Source organism: Neisseria mucosa (assembly GCF_003044445.1).
Taxonomy (GTDB): domain Bacteria; phylum Pseudomonadota; class Gammaproteobacteria; order Burkholderiales; family Neisseriaceae; genus Neisseria; species Neisseria mucosa_A.
Map to the genome: position 1 here is coordinate 36,723 of NZ_POWX01000004.1, position 18,654 is coordinate 55,376.

At 52.6% G+C, this 18,654-nt stretch carries 17 protein-coding genes and 1 pseudogene; 10 read left to right on the top strand and 8 right to left on the bottom strand.

Features of this window, described 5'->3' with window-relative positions; all coding sequences use genetic code 11:
• Window positions 1-35: 35 nt before the first annotated feature.
• The 4 genes and pseudogenes from smpB to DBY90_RS03415 all read right to left on the bottom strand — a co-directional run.
• Window positions 36-494: pseudogene (gene smpB, locus DBY90_RS03400) on the bottom strand (SsrA-binding protein SmpB); the annotation flags it as partial.
• A 366-nt stretch (window positions 495-860) separates the two neighbouring features.
• Complete coding sequence (gene radA, locus DBY90_RS03405; RefSeq protein ID WP_003740864.1) at window positions 861-2,240, bottom strand: DNA repair protein RadA; 1,380 nt, start codon at window positions 2,238-2,240, stop codon at window positions 861-863.
• 95 nt (window positions 2,241-2,335) lie between these two features.
• Window positions 2,336-3,838: a S41 family peptidase gene (locus DBY90_RS03410; RefSeq protein ID WP_070492729.1), complete on the bottom strand. Its 1,503-nt coding sequence runs from the start codon at window positions 3,836-3,838 to the stop codon at window positions 2,336-2,338.
• A 265-nt stretch (window positions 3,839-4,103) separates the two neighbouring features.
• Window positions 4,104-5,858 (bottom strand): murein hydrolase activator EnvC family protein, encoded by a 1,755-nt coding sequence (locus tag DBY90_RS03415; RefSeq protein ID WP_070492741.1) that lies wholly within the window; start codon window positions 5,856-5,858, stop codon window positions 4,104-4,106.
• 196 nt (window positions 5,859-6,054) lie between these two features.
• Here DBY90_RS03415 and DBY90_RS03420 point away from each other — a divergent pair, with 196 nt between their 5' ends.
• The 3 genes from DBY90_RS03420 to ruvX are packed head-to-tail and all read left to right on the top strand — an operon-like array spanning window position 6,055 to window position 7,633.
• The gene (locus DBY90_RS03420) at window positions 6,055-6,603 is read left to right on the top strand and encodes a CreA family protein (protein ID WP_070492728.1); all 549 of its coding nucleotides are present in this window, start codon (window positions 6,055-6,057) and stop codon (window positions 6,601-6,603) included.
• A gap of 12 nt (window positions 6,604-6,615) precedes the next feature.
• Window positions 6,616-7,164: a YqgE/AlgH family protein gene (locus tag DBY90_RS03425; protein ID WP_107824620.1), complete on the top strand. Its 549-nt coding sequence runs from the start codon at window positions 6,616-6,618 to the stop codon at window positions 7,162-7,164.
• On the top strand, window positions 7,157-7,633 hold the full coding sequence (ruvX, locus tag DBY90_RS03430) for a Holliday junction resolvase RuvX (RefSeq protein WP_003763870.1): 477 nt from the start codon (window positions 7,157-7,159) through the stop codon (window positions 7,631-7,633). Before DBY90_RS03425 ends, ruvX begins: the two co-directional genes overlap by 8 nt.
• Window positions 7,634-7,726: 93 nt before the next feature.
• On the opposite strand, the gene DBY90_RS03435 is transcribed toward ruvX, so the two are convergent.
• A complete protein-coding gene (locus DBY90_RS03435; protein WP_107986540.1) occupies window positions 7,727-8,695 on the bottom strand; it encodes a hypothetical protein in 969 nt (322 codons plus the stop codon).
• A 166-nt stretch (window positions 8,696-8,861) separates the two neighbouring features.
• Between DBY90_RS03435 and DBY90_RS03440 the strand changes: the two genes are divergently transcribed.
• A complete protein-coding gene (locus DBY90_RS03440; RefSeq protein ID WP_052242820.1) occupies window positions 8,862-9,845 on the top strand; it encodes a hypothetical protein in 984 nt (327 codons plus the stop codon).
• A 193-nt stretch (window positions 9,846-10,038) separates the two neighbouring features.
• The gene (locus DBY90_RS03445; protein ID WP_045072410.1) at window positions 10,039-10,461 is read left to right on the top strand and encodes a YidB family protein; all 423 of its coding nucleotides are present in this window, start codon (window positions 10,039-10,041) and stop codon (window positions 10,459-10,461) included.
• A 68-nt stretch (window positions 10,462-10,529) separates the two neighbouring features.
• Here the strand turns inward: DBY90_RS03445 and DBY90_RS03450 are convergent, their stop codons facing one another.
• Complete coding sequence (locus DBY90_RS03450; protein ID WP_070492724.1) at window positions 10,530-11,063, bottom strand: NUDIX hydrolase; 534 nt, start codon at window positions 11,061-11,063, stop codon at window positions 10,530-10,532.
• A 156-nt stretch (window positions 11,064-11,219) separates the two neighbouring features.
• Window positions 11,220-11,570 (bottom strand): dihydroneopterin aldolase, encoded by a 351-nt coding sequence (folB, locus tag DBY90_RS03455; RefSeq protein ID WP_029609657.1) that lies wholly within the window; start codon window positions 11,568-11,570, stop codon window positions 11,220-11,222.
• 57 nt (window positions 11,571-11,627) lie between these two features.
• On the opposite strand from folB, the gene plsY reads away from it, so the two are divergent.
• The 3 genes from plsY (at window position 11,628) to DBY90_RS03470 (ending at window position 14,657) form a co-directional block, all read left to right on the top strand.
• Window positions 11,628-12,239, top strand: a complete 612-nt coding sequence (gene plsY, locus DBY90_RS03460; protein WP_003777818.1) for a glycerol-3-phosphate 1-O-acyltransferase PlsY — start codon at window positions 11,628-11,630, stop codon at window positions 12,237-12,239.
• A 156-nt stretch (window positions 12,240-12,395) separates the two neighbouring features.
• On the top strand, window positions 12,396-13,847 hold the full coding sequence (locus DBY90_RS03465) for a patatin-like phospholipase family protein (protein ID WP_107986542.1): 1,452 nt from the start codon (window positions 12,396-12,398) through the stop codon (window positions 13,845-13,847).
• Window positions 13,848-13,913: 66 nt separating this feature from the next.
• Entirely contained in the window at window positions 13,914-14,657 is a 744-nt protein-coding gene (locus tag DBY90_RS03470; protein WP_070539658.1) for an epoxyqueuosine reductase QueH, read from the top strand.
• Between the two features lie 68 nt (window positions 14,658-14,725).
• Here DBY90_RS03470 and pheA read toward each other — a convergent pair whose 3' ends face one another.
• On the bottom strand, window positions 14,726-15,814 hold the full coding sequence (gene pheA, locus DBY90_RS03475) for a prephenate dehydratase (RefSeq protein ID WP_003740841.1): 1,089 nt from the start codon (window positions 15,812-15,814) through the stop codon (window positions 14,726-14,728).
• Window positions 15,815-16,287: 473 nt separating this feature from the next.
• Here pheA and misR point away from each other — a divergent pair, with 473 nt between their 5' ends.
• The gene (misR, locus tag DBY90_RS03480) at window positions 16,288-16,965 is read left to right on the top strand and encodes a two-component system response regulator MisR (RefSeq protein WP_003740839.1); all 678 of its coding nucleotides are present in this window, start codon (window positions 16,288-16,290) and stop codon (window positions 16,963-16,965) included.
• A gap of 15 nt (window positions 16,966-16,980) precedes the next feature.
• Window positions 16,981-18,396 carry a HAMP domain-containing sensor histidine kinase gene (locus DBY90_RS03485; RefSeq protein WP_003740838.1) on the top strand — a complete coding sequence of 472 codons (1,416 nt, stop codon included), beginning with the start codon at window positions 16,981-16,983 and terminating at the stop codon, window positions 18,394-18,396.
• The last annotated feature ends 258 nt before the right edge of the window (window positions 18,397-18,654 follow it).

The following is an 18,654-nucleotide window of genomic DNA, read 5'->3' on the forward strand; positions in this document are numbered from 1 at the left end:
CGGCGTCATGCGGTCAATTCAAGCTGCTATCAGCCTCAGCGCACATTTTTCATCAAACGTTGTTTTTCGCGTTTCCAGTCGGCTTCTTTCAGGCTTTGGCGTTTGTCATGTTGTTTTTTACCCTTCGCCAAACCGATTTCCATTTTGATTTTGCCGCGCGTAAAGTGCAGGTTCAACGGGACGATGGTGTAACCCGCACGCTCGGTTTTACCGATGAGCTTGTTGATTTCGGATTGCTTGAGCAAAAGCTTGCGCGGACGGACGGGATCGGGTTTGACGTGTGTCGAGGCAGTCGGCAGCGCGGTAATATGGCAGCCGACCAGATAAAACGCGTCTTTTTTCCAGTAGATATAGCTTTCTTTCAGCTGCACACGCGCGGCGCGGATGGCTTTCACTTCCCAACCTTCCAATACCAAACCGGCTTCGAGCTGGTCTTCGATAAAGAAGTCGTGAAAGGCTTTTTTATTATTAGCAATACTCATAATTCTATTCTTGTCTTCTGTCTTTTCAGACCGGGTATTTTAACAGGATGCGGGGGTAGTGCGAACTGCTTCTCAAACCGACTGTATTTTCCAGTCTCTTTGGCTTTTCAATCTTTAAACATATACCGCTCTATACGGCAAATTAAAATCAGAAACACCAGCATACCCTAACCTCACATTCGTATAGTATGGCAAGGTGAAATAAAAATCCCCAGCCTATCACCCTTCCCTTCTTCTTAAAGACAAAAGAATAGGCTGGAATTTTGCTTCATACTGATTTTCGTAAGAGGCATATCAAATGTACCACACGCTCCTCCTCGATGAAGGTCGTCTGAAACTTGGATTAGGTTTTCAGACGACCTTTTCGATTGCTGTCTGTCAATTTTCCGCATCGCGGCAGATTTCGATGGCTTCCTGAAGGCTGGAAACGCCGAAGATTTTTAGATTTGGGAACTCTTTTTCGTTGCGCGGCATATTGGCTTTGGGGACGATGGCGCGTTTGAAACCGAGTTTTTCCGCTTCTTTGAGCCGCTCTTGTCCGCGCGCGACGGGGCGGACTTCGCCGCTTAGTCCGATTTCGCCGAATGCGACCATTTTTTCGGGCAGCGGGCGGTTGCGGAAGCTGGAGAGCATGGCGAGGATGACGGCGAGGTCGGCGGCGGGTTCGCCGATTTTGACGCCGCCGACGGCGTTGAGGAACACGTCTTGGTCGAAGCAGGCGATGCCGCCGTGGCGGTTGAGGACGGCGAGCAGCATGGCGAGGCGGTTTTGTTCGAGGCCGACGGTGAGGCGTTTGGGGGTAAAGCCGTGTGCGTCATCGACCAATGCCTGAATTTCGACCAAAAGCGGGCGGCTGCCTTCCTGCGTGACCAAAACGCACGAGCCGGGCGTGTCGTCGCGGTAGCTGGCGAGGAAGATGGCGGACGGGTTGGACACGCCCTTCAAACCGTTTTCGGTCATGGCGAATACGCCCAGTTCGTTTGCCGCGCCGAAGCGGTTTTTGATGGCGCGTATCATACGGTAGTTGGAATGTTGGTCGCCCTCGAAATACAGCACGGTATCGACCATGTGTTCCAGCACGCGCGGGCCGGCAATCGCGCCGTCTTTGGTCACGTGTCCGACCAGTATCATGGCGATGCCCATTTGTTTCGCCATGCGCGTCAGTTGGGCGGCGCATTCGCGCACCTGCGATACGGAGCCGGGGGCGGAAGTGATTTGGTCGGAATACATGGTTTGGATGGAGTCGATGACGACGACTTCGGGCTGATGCTGTTTCAACGCTGCTTGAATGGCTTCCATGCGGATTTCGGCAAGCAGGTTCACGCCTTCGGTGGGCAGTTCCAGACGCTGCGCGCGCAGGGCGACTTGTTGGGCGGATTCCTCACCGGAAACGTACAGCACTTTACGGCTTTGCGCCATTTTGGCGATGGTTTGCAACAGCAGCGTGGATTTGCCGATGCCGGGGTCGCCCCCGAGCAGGATGACCGCGCCATCGACCAAACCGCCGCCCAATACGCGGTCGAGTTCGCCCATGCCGGTCGGATTGCGCGGCACTTCGGTGGCGGTAACGGCGGAGAGGGATTGGACGGTCGAGGTATCCGCCGCCCAAGATTGGAAGCGGGCGTTTTTAGGCTCGGGCGCGGCTAGGCTTTCCTGAAGCGTGTTCCATTCGCCGCAATGCGGGCATTTGCCTTGCCATTTCGGGGAAGTGCCGCCGCATTCGGTGCATTGGTAGATGGTTTTGGGGGCTTTTGCCATGATGTTTTCCCTATGGGATTTTTGAAGCGTGAAAAGGTCGTCTGAAAACTTTATATCGTTTTCAGACGACCTCTTTTCAAGGATTCGGACTGAGCTTATTTGCTTTCGTCTTTACCGTCTTTCTTGTCTTTTTTCGGAGCCGGTTTTTTCGCCGCCAAGCCTAAATACTTCTGCCATTCGGCTGGATTTTTCACTAAATCCAAAGCTTTGCGGAGTTGGTCGTCTTTGGCAGGATTAGGAATACGACGGCTGGAGATGTCTTCGTCTTTTTCTTTGTCCTTGCCTTTTTTGGACTTGGCGTTTTCATCGGCTTTGGCAGCTTCGTTTGAATCAGGCGTGCTGATTTCGTTGCTGCTGTTGACGTCTTCGCCGCCGAGCGGGTTGCCGATGTGTCCGGCGAGGTCGGCTTCGCGGCTTTCAAAAGCGCGGTCTTTGTCTTTGACTTCGACGTCGGGAACGATGCCTTGCGCTTGAATCGAGCGGTCGTTTGGCGTGTAGTACAGCGCGGTGGTCAGTTTGACCGCGCTGCCGTTGGACAGCGGAATCAGGGTTTGTACCGAGCCTTTGCCGAAACTTTGCGTACCGACGACGACGGCGCGTTTGTGGTCTTGCAGTGCGCCTGCGACGATTTCAGAAGCGGAAGCAGAGCCTGAGTTAATCAAGACGGTCATCGGAATGGTTTTCAACTCGGTAGGCAGATCTGCCAGCGGGTCTTTGCCGCTTACGCGGATATAGTCTTCGGGACGGGCTTTCAATACCGAGCTTTCTTTGCCGTCGCGTCCTTTGGTACTGACGACTTTTGCATCTGCAGGCAGGAAGGCGGCGGATACGCCGACCGCGCCGTCAAGCAAGCCGCCCGGGTCGTCGCGCAGATCGAGGACGAGGCCTTTGAGTGGCGCGCCTTTATTTTCTTTAATCAATGCCTTGGCGGATTCATTGATGGCTGCCACGGTGCGCTCTTGGAATTGGGACACGCGGATGTAGCCATAGCCCGGTTCGAGCAGGTGGTGGCGGACGCTTTTGACTTTAATGATGGCGCGTGTCAGGTTGACGATGATGGGTTTATCCGCATTTTTGCGCGAAAGGGTCAGGGTAATTTTGGTACCCGGTTTGCCGCGCATTTTTTTCACGGCTTCACTGGTGGTCAGACCGCGTGTGGAAACGTTGTCGATTTTGACAATGAAGTCGCCACTTTTCACACCTGCACGCTCGGCGGGCGTATCCTCAATCGGGGCAACGACTTTGATAAATCCGTCTTCCTGCCCGATTTCCATACCCAAGCCGCCGAATTCGCCGCTGGTAGATTCTTTCATATCGGCAAAGCCTTTTTTATCCAAATATTCGGAATGCGGGTCGAGGTCGGACACCATGCCTTTCATCGCGCCTTCAAAGAGATCGGCATCGGATTTGTCTTGGTAATAATTGGCTTTGATTTGCCCGTAAACTTCCGCCATGTTGCGGATGGATTGTACGGGCAGGGTTTCGTTGTCTTTTTTGTCTTTTTCGGCGGCAAAGCTTTGAACGCTCAAGCTGAGGGCGACACCGCTGAATGCGCCGAGTGTGTAGAGTGCGACTTTTTTCAAAGTGGATGTTGACATTATAAATAGCTTTCTTTTTGTCTTATTTCATTTCAGACCGTAATGACTGTGAAACGGGATGGGGAAACATTGCTTCAGACGACCTGAATATACGTCCGCAAAACTGTATGCGATTTACGCTTGATAAACAACAGGATTAGCGTAAAAAATATCTGCGCGGGTGTAAAAGCTTTTGAATATAAGGCCGTTGGGTTCAGTTATTAAATTTCAGACGACCCTGTGATGCGGAAAGAGGTCGTCTGAAAATGTCAAACTGGTTTGCAGGTCAGCTTATCCAGGAGAGCGGGTTCATTGCCTGTCCGTTGTAGCGGACTTCCAAATACAGGCCCTCCATACCTGAAGGCAAGGTGCCGCTGATGCCCAGGCGGTTGCCTGCGGCTACGGCGTAGCCTTTGGCGACCTCAATTTCGCTCAAACCTGAATAAATACTGACATATCCGTCGCCATGATCGATAACGATGACTTTGCCGAAACCTTCCAATTCATCGGCGTAAGTAACCGTACCAGCAGCGATACTGCTGACGGTTGACGGAGTCGTTTGGTAGAACACGCCTTTCCAAACTTCACCGTCGCCGCGGTCTTGTCCGAAGAGTCCGGCAAGCGTGCCGCTGACCGGTTGTTTCAGACGACCCTGCATACGGCTGAAGCTGTTGGCATTGCTGATGCTGACGTAGGAAGGTGCGCGGATGCTCATGTCTTCTGCGGTCAGGTTGGACATGGCGGCGCGTTCATCGGTGGCTTTCTGCGCGGCAGCGGCTCGGTCTTTGCGCGCTTTTTCGGCGGCGGCAAGACGGGCTTCGGCGGCTTTTTTACGCGCTTCGGCTTCTTGGCGGTGTTGCTCAGCTTTGCGTTTGTCCAAGTCTTTCAATAAGTTGTTCAGGCGTTGTTCGTTTTCTTTGTGGTTGATTTTTTTCTGCGCATCTTTTGCCATCTGCGCATTTTGGCGGCGGCTTTCCGCTTGTTCGGCGGTGTTGGTTACGCCGTGTCGGCGCAGCGAGGACTGGACGTTGACCTGAAGTTTTTTCAGGTATGCCAGCTCGTTGTTGATTTTTTGCTCTTGCGCCGCCAGCTCTTTTTGCTGCTTCTCAAGGTCTTTGATGACTTGCTCGTTGGCAGTGTTGATATAGCGGGTGTAACGCAGGAAGCGGGTCTTCTGACCCGGCTCGGCATTTTTCAGGAACAAGGCAACGGCGTTGGGTTGGCTGTTTTTATAGTTGCCTGAAACAAAGCGGGAAATTTGCGCGCGCGTGTTGGAAACCTGAGTTTTCAGGTGGTTTAAATCAGCATTGAGCTTTTGAAATTTGTCCCATGCGTCGCGTTGTTGGCGGTTGATGGCGGACAGGTTGATACGGCTTTGCTGCAACTGTTTCAACGTGGTGTTGACGTGGATGATGAAACTTTCGTTGCGGCTGCGCAGCGATTTTTTGCTTTCCAAATCGTTGGCAGCAGCGGTTACCGCGGCTTTGAAGTCGTCTGAATCGGCGGCAGCGGTTTTCTTATCAGCTTTGTCCGCTTTTTTCTCGACGGCTTTTCTGTCCTGTTTTGCCGGTGTTTCGTCTTTTTTAGGCAACTCGGCAGCTTCTTTTTTTGCCTTTACATTATTTTTGGCTTCGAGTTTGTCTGCCGCTTTGTCCTTGCCTTTTACAGGCTCGTTTTTTGCGGAAACGGCTTTGCCTGCCTTCTCTTCCGCTTTGGTTTCGCCTTTTTTGGTTTTGTCGGCTTTATCTTGTTTTTTGGCTTCTTTGTCGTTTTTACGTTCTTTGGCACGCTCGTTTTTCGCCGCTTCGGCAGTTTCTTTTTTGCTTTTGGCTACGGGCTTGTCTTCTGCCTTGTCCTTAGCGTTTTTGGCGGCAGGCTTTGCTTTGTCTTTGGCCGCTTCTTTTTTAGCAGGTTCGGCGTCTTTTTTGTCTTTGACGCTTTTCTTGACGGGCGCAGCCTTCTCTTTGGGCGTGTCTTTGGCGGCGAAAGAAGGCGAGGCGAAACCGATGAGCAGGGCGAGTAAAAGAGGTTTGTAACGCATGATTGGATTCTGGATCGTTAAAATAAAGGCAATAGGCGGAATTATATAGTCAGCGGGGTCGTCTGAAAATAACATCTGCCCATATTTGTTCAGACAATACTTTCCTCTGCGCTTGCAATCTGAACAAGCGGTCTTATATAGTAGGAGCTACGGTGTTAGCTTCTTTATTTTCAACCCTCAAAGGTTTCTTATTTACATGAATAAAATCATTCTGCCTGCGCTTTGCGCTCTGCTTCTTGCTTCTTGCGGTAACGATACCGATAAAATCGGACGTGCCAGCACGGTTTTTCATATGCTGGGGAAAAATGACCGTATTGAAGTTGAGGGTTTTGACGATCCTGATGTGCAAGGGGTTGCCTGTTATATTTCTTATGCGAAAAAAGGCGGTTTGAAAGAGACGGTGAATTTGGAGGAGGATGCGAGCGATGCTTCCGTGTCGTGCGTGCAGACGGCGGAGGTTATCCGTTACAACGAGCAAGCTGTCGTTAAGCCGCGGGAAGTGTTTAAACGCAGTGCGAGTTTGGCGTTTAAGAGCCAGCAGATTATCCGTTATTACGATCCTAAGCGTAAGGCGTTTGCGTATTTGATTTACAGCGACAAAATCGTTCAGGGTTCGCCGAAGAACTCTTTGAGCGCGGTGTCTTGCTTTAGCGGTGCTAAAGCGGATGTGCAGCAAATTGCCGGTGCGGAAGGTAAACAGATTTACGGTGCGTGCGTTGTGGATGCGCCTGTACCGACCAAATAAAAGACAAGCGATATGAACCTAACCGACCATTTCTTGATTGCCATGCCCGATATGGATGATCCGTTTTTTGAAAATTCGGTGATTTATGTGTGCGAACACAACGAAGAGGGCGCGTTGGGCATCATCATCAACAAACCGTCGCCGATTACGATGGATATGATTTTTGCGGCAACCGACCGCAACATCCCTTTGCGGATGCAGCACGAACACGTCATGATGGGCGGGCCGGTGCAGATTGACCGTGGCTATGTCGTGCATACGCCCGTGGGCAACTGGCAAAACAGTATGATTGTTTCAGACGACATTGCGCTGACGTCTTCGCGCGATGTGATTGAAAACTTATCCCGTCAGGGCGCGGTGGACAAGATTTTGATTAGCATAGGCTATTCGAGCTGGAGCAAAGGGCAGCTTGAACGCGAGCTGGCGGACAATGTCTGGCTGACGGTGAAGGCGGACGGGCATATTTTGTTCGATATGCCTTACGAACACCGCTACGCCGCTGCGTTTGCCAAGCTGGGCATCCAGCCCGATGCGCTTGTCTGTGGAGCCGGTCATGCATAAAGCGCCGGCAGGGACGGTTTTGGCGTTTGATTTCGGCGAGGCGCGTATCGGCGTGGCTCAGGGTGATGCAGAGCTTGGCTTGTCACATCCTTTGGCGACCGTTACCGGCAACAGCAATGACGAGAAATTCAACGCCATCGCCAAGCTGATACGGGAATGGCAGCCCAAGCATCTGGTCGTCGGGCTGCCGACCCACGCCGACGGCACGGAACACGAGTTGACCCGCCTCAGCCGCAAATTCGGCCGCCGCCTGCACGGGCGTTTTAACCTGCCCATATATTGGGTGGACGAACGGATGTCTTCGTTATACGCCGAAAGCCTGCTTGCCGAGGCGCAGGTGTTCGGGCGCAAACAGAAGGCGGTACTTGACCAAGTGGCCGCGCAAGCGATTTTGCAGGGCTTTTTCGACGGCGGCGCGGCGGAGTATTTCAACGGCAGGGAAGAAGGTTCGGAAGAATCATCCGTTTGAGAGAGTTTGAAAAAATTTTGAGAAAAAAGGTCGTCTGAAAGCTGTATTGACGGGGTTGAATCCGTTAACAGGCTTTCAGACGACCTTTTTGCATCAGAACAAGGCTTCAATCCTTAACAGCGCGCCGACGCGGTGTTTTTGGTTTTCCTTGCGGTTGTTGTAGTAGTTGACCTCGGTTTGGGTAAACAGCCAGTTGCGCCAAATCGGCTGGCGGTAGGTGGTAAACGGGCCGTAGGTATTGAGGGCGGCTTTGCGTTTTTCAATATTGCCGCCGGTATATACGCCGTAGTTGACGTGGCGGTGTTTGCCGAGGTTGTGTTGTCGAAAAAGGCTGTTGCCCCATGTCCAGTCTTCGGTTTTATCGTGTTCGTATTGCAGGTGTGCCTGATTGGCGATAAAGCTTTTTTCGCTGGGGATGTAGCGCGTTTCCCAGTTGGTACGGACATGGTGTTTGCTCTTGATGCCGTAACGGTAGATTTGTTCCAAGCTAGTGTCGATGTGGTCGGTCAGTTGCCAATTGCTCGAGCTTTTGGCGCGGGCGTACAGGTCGCTGCCGGAGCGGATACCGATATCGAAGTCGGTATCGGTGTGCTGTTTTGCGAATGCTTCAGACCAGCGTACGGCAATGGAAGCATTGTTGTCGCGGCTTTGGGATGCATCGAATATCCTGCCGTTGGTATTGGTACGGTTGCGGTAGGCGTTGGCTTCGTGTTTCAACTCGTCGTCCAAAGAGTCGTCACCGAAAACCACATGGACTTTTTTCTCCAAGGTCGGCAGTTTCAGACGACCCCGTACGCGGGGCGTCACGGTAAACTTGTCTTCAGGGTTCCATTCGGTATCGAGCATGACGCGAAGGTTGGCATCGGCAGGATGGTCGGGATTTGGTTCGCCAAACCAGTCGTCTATGCGGTTGGACCATTTGTCCAAGCGTTTGGAAACTCCTTTGTGGCGGTGGTCCAACCAAGTGTCGCCGTCGGCGGGCGGTTCGTCGTTCGCTGCAGCCATCGTCGGGAAAAGGATAAGCAGGGTGAGTAGGGATAACGTAGAGGTTCGGAGAGTCATTGTTTTTCCTAGCTTAAAGCATAAAGCTATTATGGACGGTATCTTAGGGGTAATGCAAGTCGTCTGAAAAAGGCTGTGATAAAATCCTGCACGCTCGGTTTGCCGCCGTTCTGTTGTGCAGAAAAGCATTCAAGCGGGCGCATACCAATACATTAAGGAAAACCGAATGAGTATTTTGTCGAAAATTTTTGGGAACAAGCCGTCCGGCGAAACGGTACAAGAGCCGCGCAGACTTTCCGCGCAGGAAAAAAGCGAGGGCGCGGCGCGGGCGATTTATGCGAAAGATAAAGTGTATGTGCCGCTGTCTGCCATGCAGGCGGATGTGTCGGAAGGGACGGGCATCCCTTATATAGGTCGTCTGAAAGACGGGCGGACGGTTTTATATCTGTTTGAAACCTATGAAGCGGCGCGGGCTTTTTCAGACGGGCAGGACGGCGCTTTAGACGGCATCGGCTTGGTCGGTGCGTTGGATAAGGCGGACCAGTTCAATAATCTGAACAATGTCCTGCGTGTTGCGCACTCGTTGGGCATTCAACTGATGGAATACCGAGGGCAGGGCGGCGAGCATTTCGAATGCGCGCTTTCGTGGCTGATGCGTGTCAACGGCGCGGATGGCATGGCGGCTTCCCGAGAAAAAATGGAGGCGTTGTCCATCGGCACCGATGCCAAGCTGCCGCTGCAATTTCACCCGATAGCCATTGTCGGTTTTTCCAATCCCTATAAGGTTACACCTGCGCGGGCGGAGGAATTGTTCAAGCAGTTTACGAATGTCGAAAATGAGGAATTGCTGAATTTTTTTGCCGGCAACACGCCGCAGGAGAATGTGTTGCTGATCGGGCTGGTGGAAAAATATTCGGCGGATTTGGCGAAATCCGTGAAGTATATCGTTTGGAACCAACTGGCGGAGCAGCCGCTTTTTGTCGGGATAAGCCTCAAAGACGGCGGACTTTACGCGCGGGACGGTTATTTATACCTCTTTTACACCGACCGTTTCCAACACATGGGACCTGCCGGCTGCCATCCCGTTTCCGGCAAGGAAGCCGTGTTGGACTTGGTTCGTCGCCACGAACTGAAAGGCATCGCCCTGACCGACGGACTGCACAATATGGCGCGGTTTGAAAACGACGTGATTTTCCAAGACGGGGAATAGCGGAAACCTCCCTGCCTCGGCTTGAAATAAAGGGGCCTTGGATTCGGATTTCAAGTGCAACACAGGCTTTCAGACGACCTTTTTTGTTTTCGCGTCAATTCTCCCTAAGCCGGGTTTAATTGAGTTAAACCGCGAATTAAATGACGGAATTTTGTTACACTCGGCATTTTACACTTCACACAAAGGAAACATCATGGCATTAATGGACAGTCTGCTGAACGCGGCAGCACAAGCACTGGGCGGTAAAGACGGTAGCGGCGCACAAAACTCTCTGACCGATATGGCGATGGATTTGGTACGTCAGCAAGGCGGAGTGGGCAGTCTGATCAACCAGTTGCAACAAGGCGGATTGGGCGACGTATTGAACAGCTGGGTTTCCAACCAACAAGACAACGCGCCCATATCCGGCAGCGATTTGCAAAACGCGCTGGGCAGCGACACCATCAGCCAAGTGGCGCAAAAGTTCGGCATTGATGCCAACCAGGCGGGCGACCTGCTGGCGCAAGTCCTGCCCAACCTCGTCGATAAAGCCACACCCAACGGCTCGGCACAAGAAGCCGACGGTTTCGGTCTGGACGACATTGCCTCCGCCATACTGAAAAACTTCACTAAATAAGCGGCACTTTAAACAAAAAGGTCGTCTGAAAATATTCTTTCAGACGACCTTTTTACATTCTTTTCACATCAATCCTGCATCAGCCAATATTGCAGGCCGATTAAGGTTTTGCCGTCTTTGATTTCGTTGTGTTCCAAAGCGGTGCGGACTTCTTCCTTGCTCATCAGGACGGTTTCGGTGATTTCGTCTTCGTCGTTGCTCAAGGTGCTGCCGAGGCGCACGCCTTCTGCTTGGTAGAAGTACATTTTTTCATCGCAGAAGCCGATGGCGGTGTAGAAGCTGCTGATGAGTTTGACGCGGTCGGCGGTGTACGGGGTTTCTTCCGCCAGCTCGCGCAGGGCGCATTCGGCGGGGTCTTCGTCTGCATCGAGTTTGCCGGCGGGCAGCTCGAGCGTGGCAGCGTCTGCGGCGTAACGCCATTGGCGCACGAGTACGGCTTTGCCCTCTTCGGTAACCGCTAAAACGCAGGCCGCACCGGGATGACGGATGACGATGCGCTGGCTTTCGTTGCCGTTGGGCAGGCGGACTTTGTCGCGGTTGATGGTAACAAATGAGCCTTGATAAATCGGCTCGCTGCTGAGTTTGGTTTCTTTCAAATCCATTTGCGTATTCTCTTTGTAAAGTTTGATACGGGGTCGTCTGAAAATCGGGAATGGGTTTTAACTTCGTTGAAGCCGAGCTTTCAGACGACCTCTTGAGTCATGAAAAGGCTCGTCTGAAACGAGCGAAGCGGGTTTCGCTAAACCGTTTGTGCTGCTTTAAACCTTGCTGCGTTCGATTTCGATACCGACTTCTTTGACATCGGGCAGGATGCCGGGTTTGATGATTCTGACGCGCACGTTCAGCGCGCCGAAGTTGTCGAGAATCAGCTTGGCGATGTGTTCCGCCAATGATTCGAGCAATAGGAAACTTTGTTCGGCAAGGCTTGCCCTGACGGCTTCGCAGACTTCGCCGTAGTGGACGGTATTGCCGATGTGGTCGTCTTGACCGCTTTGTTCGGGGATGCCGATGTCCAAGTCCAAAATCAGGGTTTGGGGGCGTTCGCGTTCCCAGTCGTACACGCCGATCAGGGTGTCCGCCTTCATGCCGCGTAAAAAGATTTTGTCCATTTGCCTGCCTGTTTTTTTTGATAAAATGAGCGTCCCATTTTAAGTAAAGCATCTGAAATGTTCAATGTATCCGCCGTTATCGCGGCTTATTTAATCGGTTCGCTGTCGTTTGCCGTCATTGTTTCCAAATATTACGGCATGGACGATCCGCGCACTTACGGCTCGGGCAACCCCGGCGCGACCAATGTTTTGCGCAGCGGCAAGAAAAAGGCGGCGGCGCTGACTTTGCTGGGCGACGCGCTCAAAGGTTTGGTTGCAGTGATTTTGGCACGCTGTCTGCAAGATGCTTTGAATCTGTCGGACATCGCCATAGCGGCGGTTGCCGTTGCCGCGTTGGTCGGACATATGTGGCCGATATTTTTCGGCTTCAAAGGCGGCAAGGGCGTGGCGACCGCGTTGGGCGTACTGCTTGCGCTTTCTCCCGCGACAGCTTTGGTTTGCGCGGCGATTTGGCTGGTAATGGCGTTCGGCTTTAAAGTGTCCTCGCTTGCAGCACTCGTCGCCACCGTAGCCGCGCCGCTCGCCGCCTTCTGGCTGATGCCCTACCCTTCTTGGGCTTGGGCGACCGTCATCATCGCCGTGCTGGTGTTGTACCGCCATAAAAGCAATATCCAAAACCTGCTTCAAGGCAAGGAAGGAAAAATCGGAGACAAGGCAGATAAATCCTGATTTTGTTTTTCAGACGACCTGTCCGATTACGGAATGAACCAAGGTCGTCTGAAAACCTTCCAATCTACGCTGCGGCATTACCTTAACCTGCCGCACGGTATCGAAAACCGATTTAATCCATTATAATCAAGCTCTTTGGTTTCTTATCCGACTTCCATGTTGAAACGCCCGTTCAAAACCGTTCTGACCGCCTTTACTTTGGCCGCACTGTCTGCCTGCTCGCTGGTCAAATATCAGCCTGTCGCGACCATCAATAAAATTGATATGAACCAAGGCTATCGTTTTGAAACCAGCCAGTTTCAGCGCGAAGAAGACGACACCTTCATCATCCTGATGCTCTCCGGCGGCGGCACGCGCGCGGCGGCGTTGGGCTACGGCGTATTGGGGCAGCTTCAGCAGCAAAAAGTCAGCATCGGCGGCAAAAGCAAATCGCTGATGTCCAACGTCGATTTGGTGGTCGGCGTATCCGGCGGCTCCGTCCTCGCCGCCTACTTCGCGCTCAAAGGCGAAGAAACCATCCCCATGTTTTACAAGCGTTTCCTTCACCAAAACTTCCAACGCCAAGTCGTCAAACAAGCCTTCTCCATGACCAACCTGCCCCGCCTCGCCTCGCCCGAATACGGACGCGGCGACCTCTTGCAGGAGCAGTTTGAAAACCACCTTTTCGGCAAAACCACCTTCCGTGATTTGGAAAAATACGGCAAAGGCCCGTTCGCCATCATTTCCGCCACCGACATGGGCGCGGGCGAACGCCTGAACTTCACGCAAGAATACTTCGACCCCATGTGTCTCGACTTGGGCGGTTTGCGCCTTGCCCGTGCCGTCGCCGCTTCCAGTGCAGTGCCGATGGTGTTTGCCCCGATTACCCTCAACAACAACGGCGGCAACTGCGGCTACACCCTGCCGCCGCAACTGCAAATGACCGGCCTCGAATCGCAAAAGCAGCAAAACGCCACTTATCAAGAGTTTAAAAACAGGTTCAACAAATACAGCGACAGCAAAACCCGTCCCTACATCCACCTGATAGACGGCGGGCTGACCGACAACCTCGGCATGCGCAGCCTCTTGGACATGACCGAAATGTATCCCGACAAAGTGTTGGAACAACAAATCCGCAGCCGCAACCTGCGCCACATCGTCGTCATCAGCGTCAACGCCCAAAACCAAATCAGCAGCAATATGGACAAAACCGCCGCCGTACCCGGATTCCGCGACGTCGTTACCGCCATCGTCAACATCCCCATCGACCAATACACCCAAGAATCCCAACGCCGCTTCCGCGCCTTTGTCGACAAACGCAACGAAGCCAGCCGACAAAACGGCGACGGAATCAGCTTTTCCTTCGTCAGCCTCAACCTCAAAGACCTGCCGCCCTCCGCGTTGCGCGACAAAGTGTTGAACATCCCCACCAGCTTCTACCTCCCGCCCGAAGACGTGGACAACCTGCGGACCGCCGCGGCGGAGCTGATGAAACAGTCCCAAGACTACCAAAAACTGCTGCAAGAATTTGCCGCACACCCCAACCCCGAAAGCATCTTCGCCGAGCCGCCACCACCCGACCCCAAAGACGGCAAAGCAACCAAAAAACAAAACAAACCCATCCCATAACGACATTTCAGACGACCCATAAAACCCAAAGGTCGTCTGAAACACCACAAACGGAACACCCCAATCATGAACGACAAAACCAGCCCCATCGTTACCGACATCAACCGCCCCGTCCTCGTCCCGCCCGGCGGCCATAAAAAAGTCCTGCTGCATTCCTGCTGCGCCCCGTGCAGCGGCGAAGTCATGGAAGCCATGCTCGCCAGCGGCATCGACTACACCATCTACTTCTACAACCCCAACATCCACCCGCTCAAAGAATACATGCTGCGCAAAGAAGAAAACATGCGCTTCGCCGACAAATTCGGCATCCCCTTCATCGACAAAGACGACGACTACGAAAACGACCGCAAAGAATGGTTCGCCAAAGCCAAAGGCATGGAATTCGAACCCGAACGCGGCATCCGCTGCACCATGTGTTTCGACATGCGTTTCGAAAAAGCCGCCCAATACGCCCACGAAAACGGCTTCCCCGTCTTCACCAGCTCGCTGGGCATTTCCCGCTGGAAAAACATGGCGCAAATCAACGACTGCGGCCACCGCGCCGCCGCACCTTACGACGACGTCGTGTATTGGGATTTCAACTGGCGCAAAGGCGGCGGCAGCGCGCGCATGATCGAAATCAGCAAACGCGAACACTTCTACCAACAAGAATACTGCGGCTGCGCCTACTCCCTGCGCGACTCCAACGCCCACCGCAAATCGCAAGGCCGCATCCCCATCAAACTCGGCGTACTGTATTACGGCGACGAATCCACACAATATGAGCCGTCGCAAGACGAACAGGCAGACAAAATCGTCGTGGACAAATAATTAATGCCGGTTTTGCTATGAAAAAAAGTCGTCTGAATGTTCAGACGACCTTTTTCATTCCCGCTACATTACAAAACGGCTGCCGGATAAGAGCCGATAACTTTGACAAACGATGCGCGTTCGCTCAAGAGCCGCAGGGCGTTTTGGACTTTTTCGTCGTTTTGATGCCCTTCGATATCAATGAAGAACAGGTATTCCCACAACGCGGATTTGCTCGGGCGGCTTTCGAACTTGGTCATGGAAATGCCTGATTCGGTAAACGGCTGCAACAGCGCGGCGACGGCGCCGGCGCGGTTGGGCGCGGAGACCGCCAGCGAGGTTTTGTCGTTGCCGCTGCTGCCGGTATCTTGATGCCCCATAACCAAGAAACGCGTGGTGTTGTTCGGCTCATCTTCGATACATTCGGCGACATAGTTCAAATGATAAATATCGGCTGCGGTACGTCCTGCGATTGCAGCGATGCTTGGGTCGTCTGATTCTGCCACCAGCCTTGCCGCCTCTCCGTTGCTGGAAACGGCGATGCGTTCGGCGTTGGGCAGGTTGCGTCCGAGCCAGTCGTTGCATTGCGCCAATGCTTGGGCGTGGGCGAAGACTTTTGTGATGCCGCCCGATTCATGCGTGCCTTTACGCAAGAGGTTGTGATGGATGCGGACAATGACTTCGCCACAGGCTTTCAACGCGGTTACCGCCAGCAAATCCAAAGTGCGTCCGACCGAGCCTTCGGTCGAGTTTTCAACCGGCGCAACCAAATAATCCGCCTGCCGCGTTTCAACTTGGCGGAAACATTGGTCTATGGTTTGAAATGCGGCGGTATGGGCGGCATGGCCGAAATGTTTGATGGCTGCCTGCTGGGTAAACGTTCCCTGCGGACCGAGATAGGCAATCGTCAGCGGACGTTCCAACGCCAAGCATTCGCTCATCACTTCGCGAAACAGTCTTGCGATGGACTCGTCAGGCAGCGGGCCTTGGTTCAAACTCTGAATCCGCCTCAATACTGCCACTTCGCGCTCGGGACGGTACACCGCGCCCGTTCCTTTCAATTCGCCGATGGCGTGCGCATGGCCTGCGCGCTCGTTCAACAGACGCAAAATCTCGGCATCGATTTCATCAATGGCATTGCGGTGCGGCAAAAGCTGTTCATCAATGGATAAGGACATATCGACAAGCCCCTTTGTGATTCATTCATAGATATAAACAATCATTCTAACACCAAACAGGTCGTCTGAAAGCCTGAATACGTTTTCAGACGACCTGTTTTATAGTGGATTAACTTTAAACCAGTACGGCGTTGCCTCGCCTTGTCGTACTATCTGTACTGTCTACGGCTTCGTCGCCTTGTCCTGATTTAAAGTTAATCCACTATAGAATCCCTCGTCCTTTCTCGAACGCAGCCTTTACCGGCATCATTTTGCCGCCCGTTTGGCGCGTATCCGGCGTATATTTTGGGGATTTGGTACAGGGGTCGTCTGAAAATGTAAAGACAGCGTCCCTGCAATGCAAAAAAGCGCAAAAGCATAGGAAAACAAGCTATCAAAAAACTCAAAATGCGTGTTAAGATTAGCCATCACTATCCGCCGCACCCGTTTATTTCGGGTTTGCGCAGCGCATACAATCACGAAAAGGAAATCCCATGAGTCGCGTATTACTCGTAGATGACGACGCTTTACTGACTGAATTGCTCACCGAATACCTTACCGCCGAAGGATTGAACGTCCACAGTGTTCCGGACGGCGAAGCCGGTGTACACGAAATCCTGACCGGCCAGTACGATGTCGTCGTATTAGACTCCATGATGCCGAAAATGAACGGCTTGGACGTATTGAAAAACGTCCGCTCCCAAAGCACCGTTCCCATCATCATGCTGACCGCCAAAGGCGACGACATCGACCGCATCATCGGATTGGAAATGGGTGCGGACGACTATGTTCCGAAACCTTGCACCCCGCGCGAACTGTTGGCACGCATCAACGCCATCCTGCGCCGCGCCCAACAAAGCGGCGAGCCGAACAACGCGCCAAACAGCATTTCCGTCAGCGATGTTGTCCTGTATCCTGCCAAACGTCAGGCAACCATCAAAGACACTCCGCTTGAGTTGACCAGCACCGAGTTCAACCTGCTCGAAGTCCTGATGCGCCACGCCGGACAAGTTGTCAGCAAAGAAACTTTGTCCATCGAAGCGCTTGATCGCAAACTGGCAAAATTCGACCGCAGCATCGACGTCCATATCTCCAGCATCCGCCACAAACTGGGCGATGCCTCGCTGATTCAGACCGTACGCGGCTTGGGCTACCTGTTTGTTAAAAACTAAAGATAAAACAGATCAATGAAACTGTTTCAACGCATCTTCGCCACATTTTGCGCAGTTATCGTCTGCGCAATCTTTGTGGCGAGTTTTTCTTTTTGGCTGGTGCAAAACACCCTTGCCGAAAACCAATTCAACCAACGCCGCACCATCGAAACCACTTTGATGAACAGTATCCTCTCCGCCTTTAGGGCGCGCGGGGACAGCGGTGCGCGCGAAATTTTGGCGGAATGGGAAGACAGCCCTGTCTCCAATTCCGTTTACGTCATTTTGGGTGACGAGAAAAAAGACATCCTCGACCGCAATATCGACGGACACACCATCGAACGCGCCCGCGTGTTTGCCATCAATAATCCCAATTCCGATTTGGCGCACATCGAATACGACCGCTTCGGCGAAGAATACCTCTTCTTTATCAAAGGTTGGGACAGCCATCAGGCGCAACGCCTGCCCAGCCCGCTCTTTATTCCTGGCCTGCCGCTCGCCCCGATTTGGCACGAATTTATCATTCTCTCCTTCATCATCGTTGTCGGTCTGTTGATGGCGTACATCCTCGCCAGCAACATTACCAAGCCCATCAAAATCTTGGGCAGCGGTATGGACAGGGTGGCAAACGGCGAACTTGAAACCCGTATTTCCCAGCAAGTGGACGACCGCGACGACGAATTGTCCCACCTCGCCATCCAGTTCGACAAAATGGCGGAAAAACTGGAAAAACTCGTTGCCAAAGAACGCCACCTGCTGCACCACGTTTCCCACGAAATGCGCTCCCCCTTGGCGCGTATGCAAGCGATTGTCGGACTGATTCAGGCGCAACCGCAAAAGCAGGAACAATACCTAAAAAGGCTGGAAGGCGAATTGACCCGCATGGATACCTTGGTCGGCGAGTTGCTGACGCTTTCCCGTTTGGAAACATCCAATATTCCTCTGGAAAAAGAAAGCCTAAAACTCGTCCCCTTCCTGAAAAACATCGTGGAAGACAACCAAAGCATCGCCCAACAGAACAAACAAACCGTTACCCTTTCGGTCGAACCCAGAATCCCCGAAAATGCCACGGTCTGCGCCAACGAAGGCTATTTGTACCGCGCGTTTGACAACGTTATCCGCAACGCCATCAATTACAGCCCCGAAGGCAGCACCATCCGCGTCAATATCGGACAAGACGGCAAACATTGGATTGTGGACGTTACCGACAACGGTCCCGGCGTGGACGAAATGCAACTGCCGCACATTTTCACCGCCTTTTACCGTGCCGATTCCAGCGCCAGCAAACCAGGCACAGGCTTAGGCCTTGCCCTGACCCAGCACATCATGGAGCAGCACAACGGCAAAATCATGGCTGAAAACATCAAGCCAAATGGTTTGAAAATGCACTTTATCCTGCCCAAAAAGAAAGTGAACGGTAAAGCAGAAAAGCCGCATCCCAAAACCACTTGACCATGAATGTTGCCAATCGGGGTTTGTAAACAAATTGCCACACCCCAAACCTATAAAAGGTCGTCTGAAAAGAACAAACCCTTACGTTCCCGCCTTTCAGACGACCTTTTATGCCATTTGTCATATATAATTCATATAAATAATTAAATCATTTATAGTTTGCATGTTCGTCATCCCAAGCAACAAACAAACTTTTCATTTACAACAAAAACAAATAATAAACACCGAATCCGGTTTATTTACACACGGCAACCCTTC

What these genes read in the sequence shown, in the direction of transcription:
- radA (WP_003740864.1), bottom strand. Translation starts at nt 2,240, where the DNA reads ATGGCAAAAGCCCCCAAAACCATCTACCAATGCACCGAATGCGGCGGC.
- DBY90_RS03410 (WP_070492729.1), bottom strand. Translation starts at nt 3,838, where the DNA reads ATGTCAACATCCACTTTGAAAAAAGTCGCACTCTACACACTCGGCGCA.
- DBY90_RS03415 (WP_070492741.1), bottom strand. Translation starts at nt 5,858, where the DNA reads ATGCGTTACAAACCTCTTTTACTCGCCCTGCTCATCGGTTTCGCCTCG.
- DBY90_RS03420 (WP_070492728.1), top strand. Translation starts at nt 6,055, where the DNA reads ATGAATAAAATCATTCTGCCTGCGCTTTGCGCTCTGCTTCTTGCTTCT.
- DBY90_RS03425 (WP_107824620.1), top strand. Translation starts at nt 6,616, where the DNA reads ATGAACCTAACCGACCATTTCTTGATTGCCATGCCCGATATGGATGAT.
- ruvX (WP_003763870.1), top strand. Translation starts at nt 7,157, where the DNA reads ATGCATAAAGCGCCGGCAGGGACGGTTTTGGCGTTTGATTTCGGCGAG.
- DBY90_RS03435 (WP_107986540.1), bottom strand. Translation starts at nt 8,695, where the DNA reads ATGACTCTCCGAACCTCTACGTTATCCCTACTCACCCTGCTTATCCTT.
- DBY90_RS03440 (WP_052242820.1), top strand. Translation starts at nt 8,862, where the DNA reads ATGAGTATTTTGTCGAAAATTTTTGGGAACAAGCCGTCCGGCGAAACG.
- DBY90_RS03445 (WP_045072410.1), top strand. Translation starts at nt 10,039, where the DNA reads ATGGCATTAATGGACAGTCTGCTGAACGCGGCAGCACAAGCACTGGGC.
- DBY90_RS03450 (WP_070492724.1), bottom strand. Translation starts at nt 11,063, where the DNA reads ATGGATTTGAAAGAAACCAAACTCAGCAGCGAGCCGATTTATCAAGGC.
- folB (WP_029609657.1), bottom strand. Translation starts at nt 11,570, where the DNA reads ATGGACAAAATCTTTTTACGCGGCATGAAGGCGGACACCCTGATCGGC.
- plsY (WP_003777818.1), top strand. Translation starts at nt 11,628, where the DNA reads ATGTTCAATGTATCCGCCGTTATCGCGGCTTATTTAATCGGTTCGCTG.
- DBY90_RS03465 (WP_107986542.1), top strand. Translation starts at nt 12,396, where the DNA reads ATGTTGAAACGCCCGTTCAAAACCGTTCTGACCGCCTTTACTTTGGCC.
- DBY90_RS03470 (WP_070539658.1), top strand. Translation starts at nt 13,914, where the DNA reads ATGAACGACAAAACCAGCCCCATCGTTACCGACATCAACCGCCCCGTC.
- pheA (WP_003740841.1), bottom strand. Translation starts at nt 15,814, where the DNA reads ATGTCCTTATCCATTGATGAACAGCTTTTGCCGCACCGCAATGCCATT.
- misR (WP_003740839.1), top strand. Translation starts at nt 16,288, where the DNA reads ATGAGTCGCGTATTACTCGTAGATGACGACGCTTTACTGACTGAATTG.
- DBY90_RS03485 (WP_003740838.1), top strand. Translation starts at nt 16,981, where the DNA reads ATGAAACTGTTTCAACGCATCTTCGCCACATTTTGCGCAGTTATCGTC.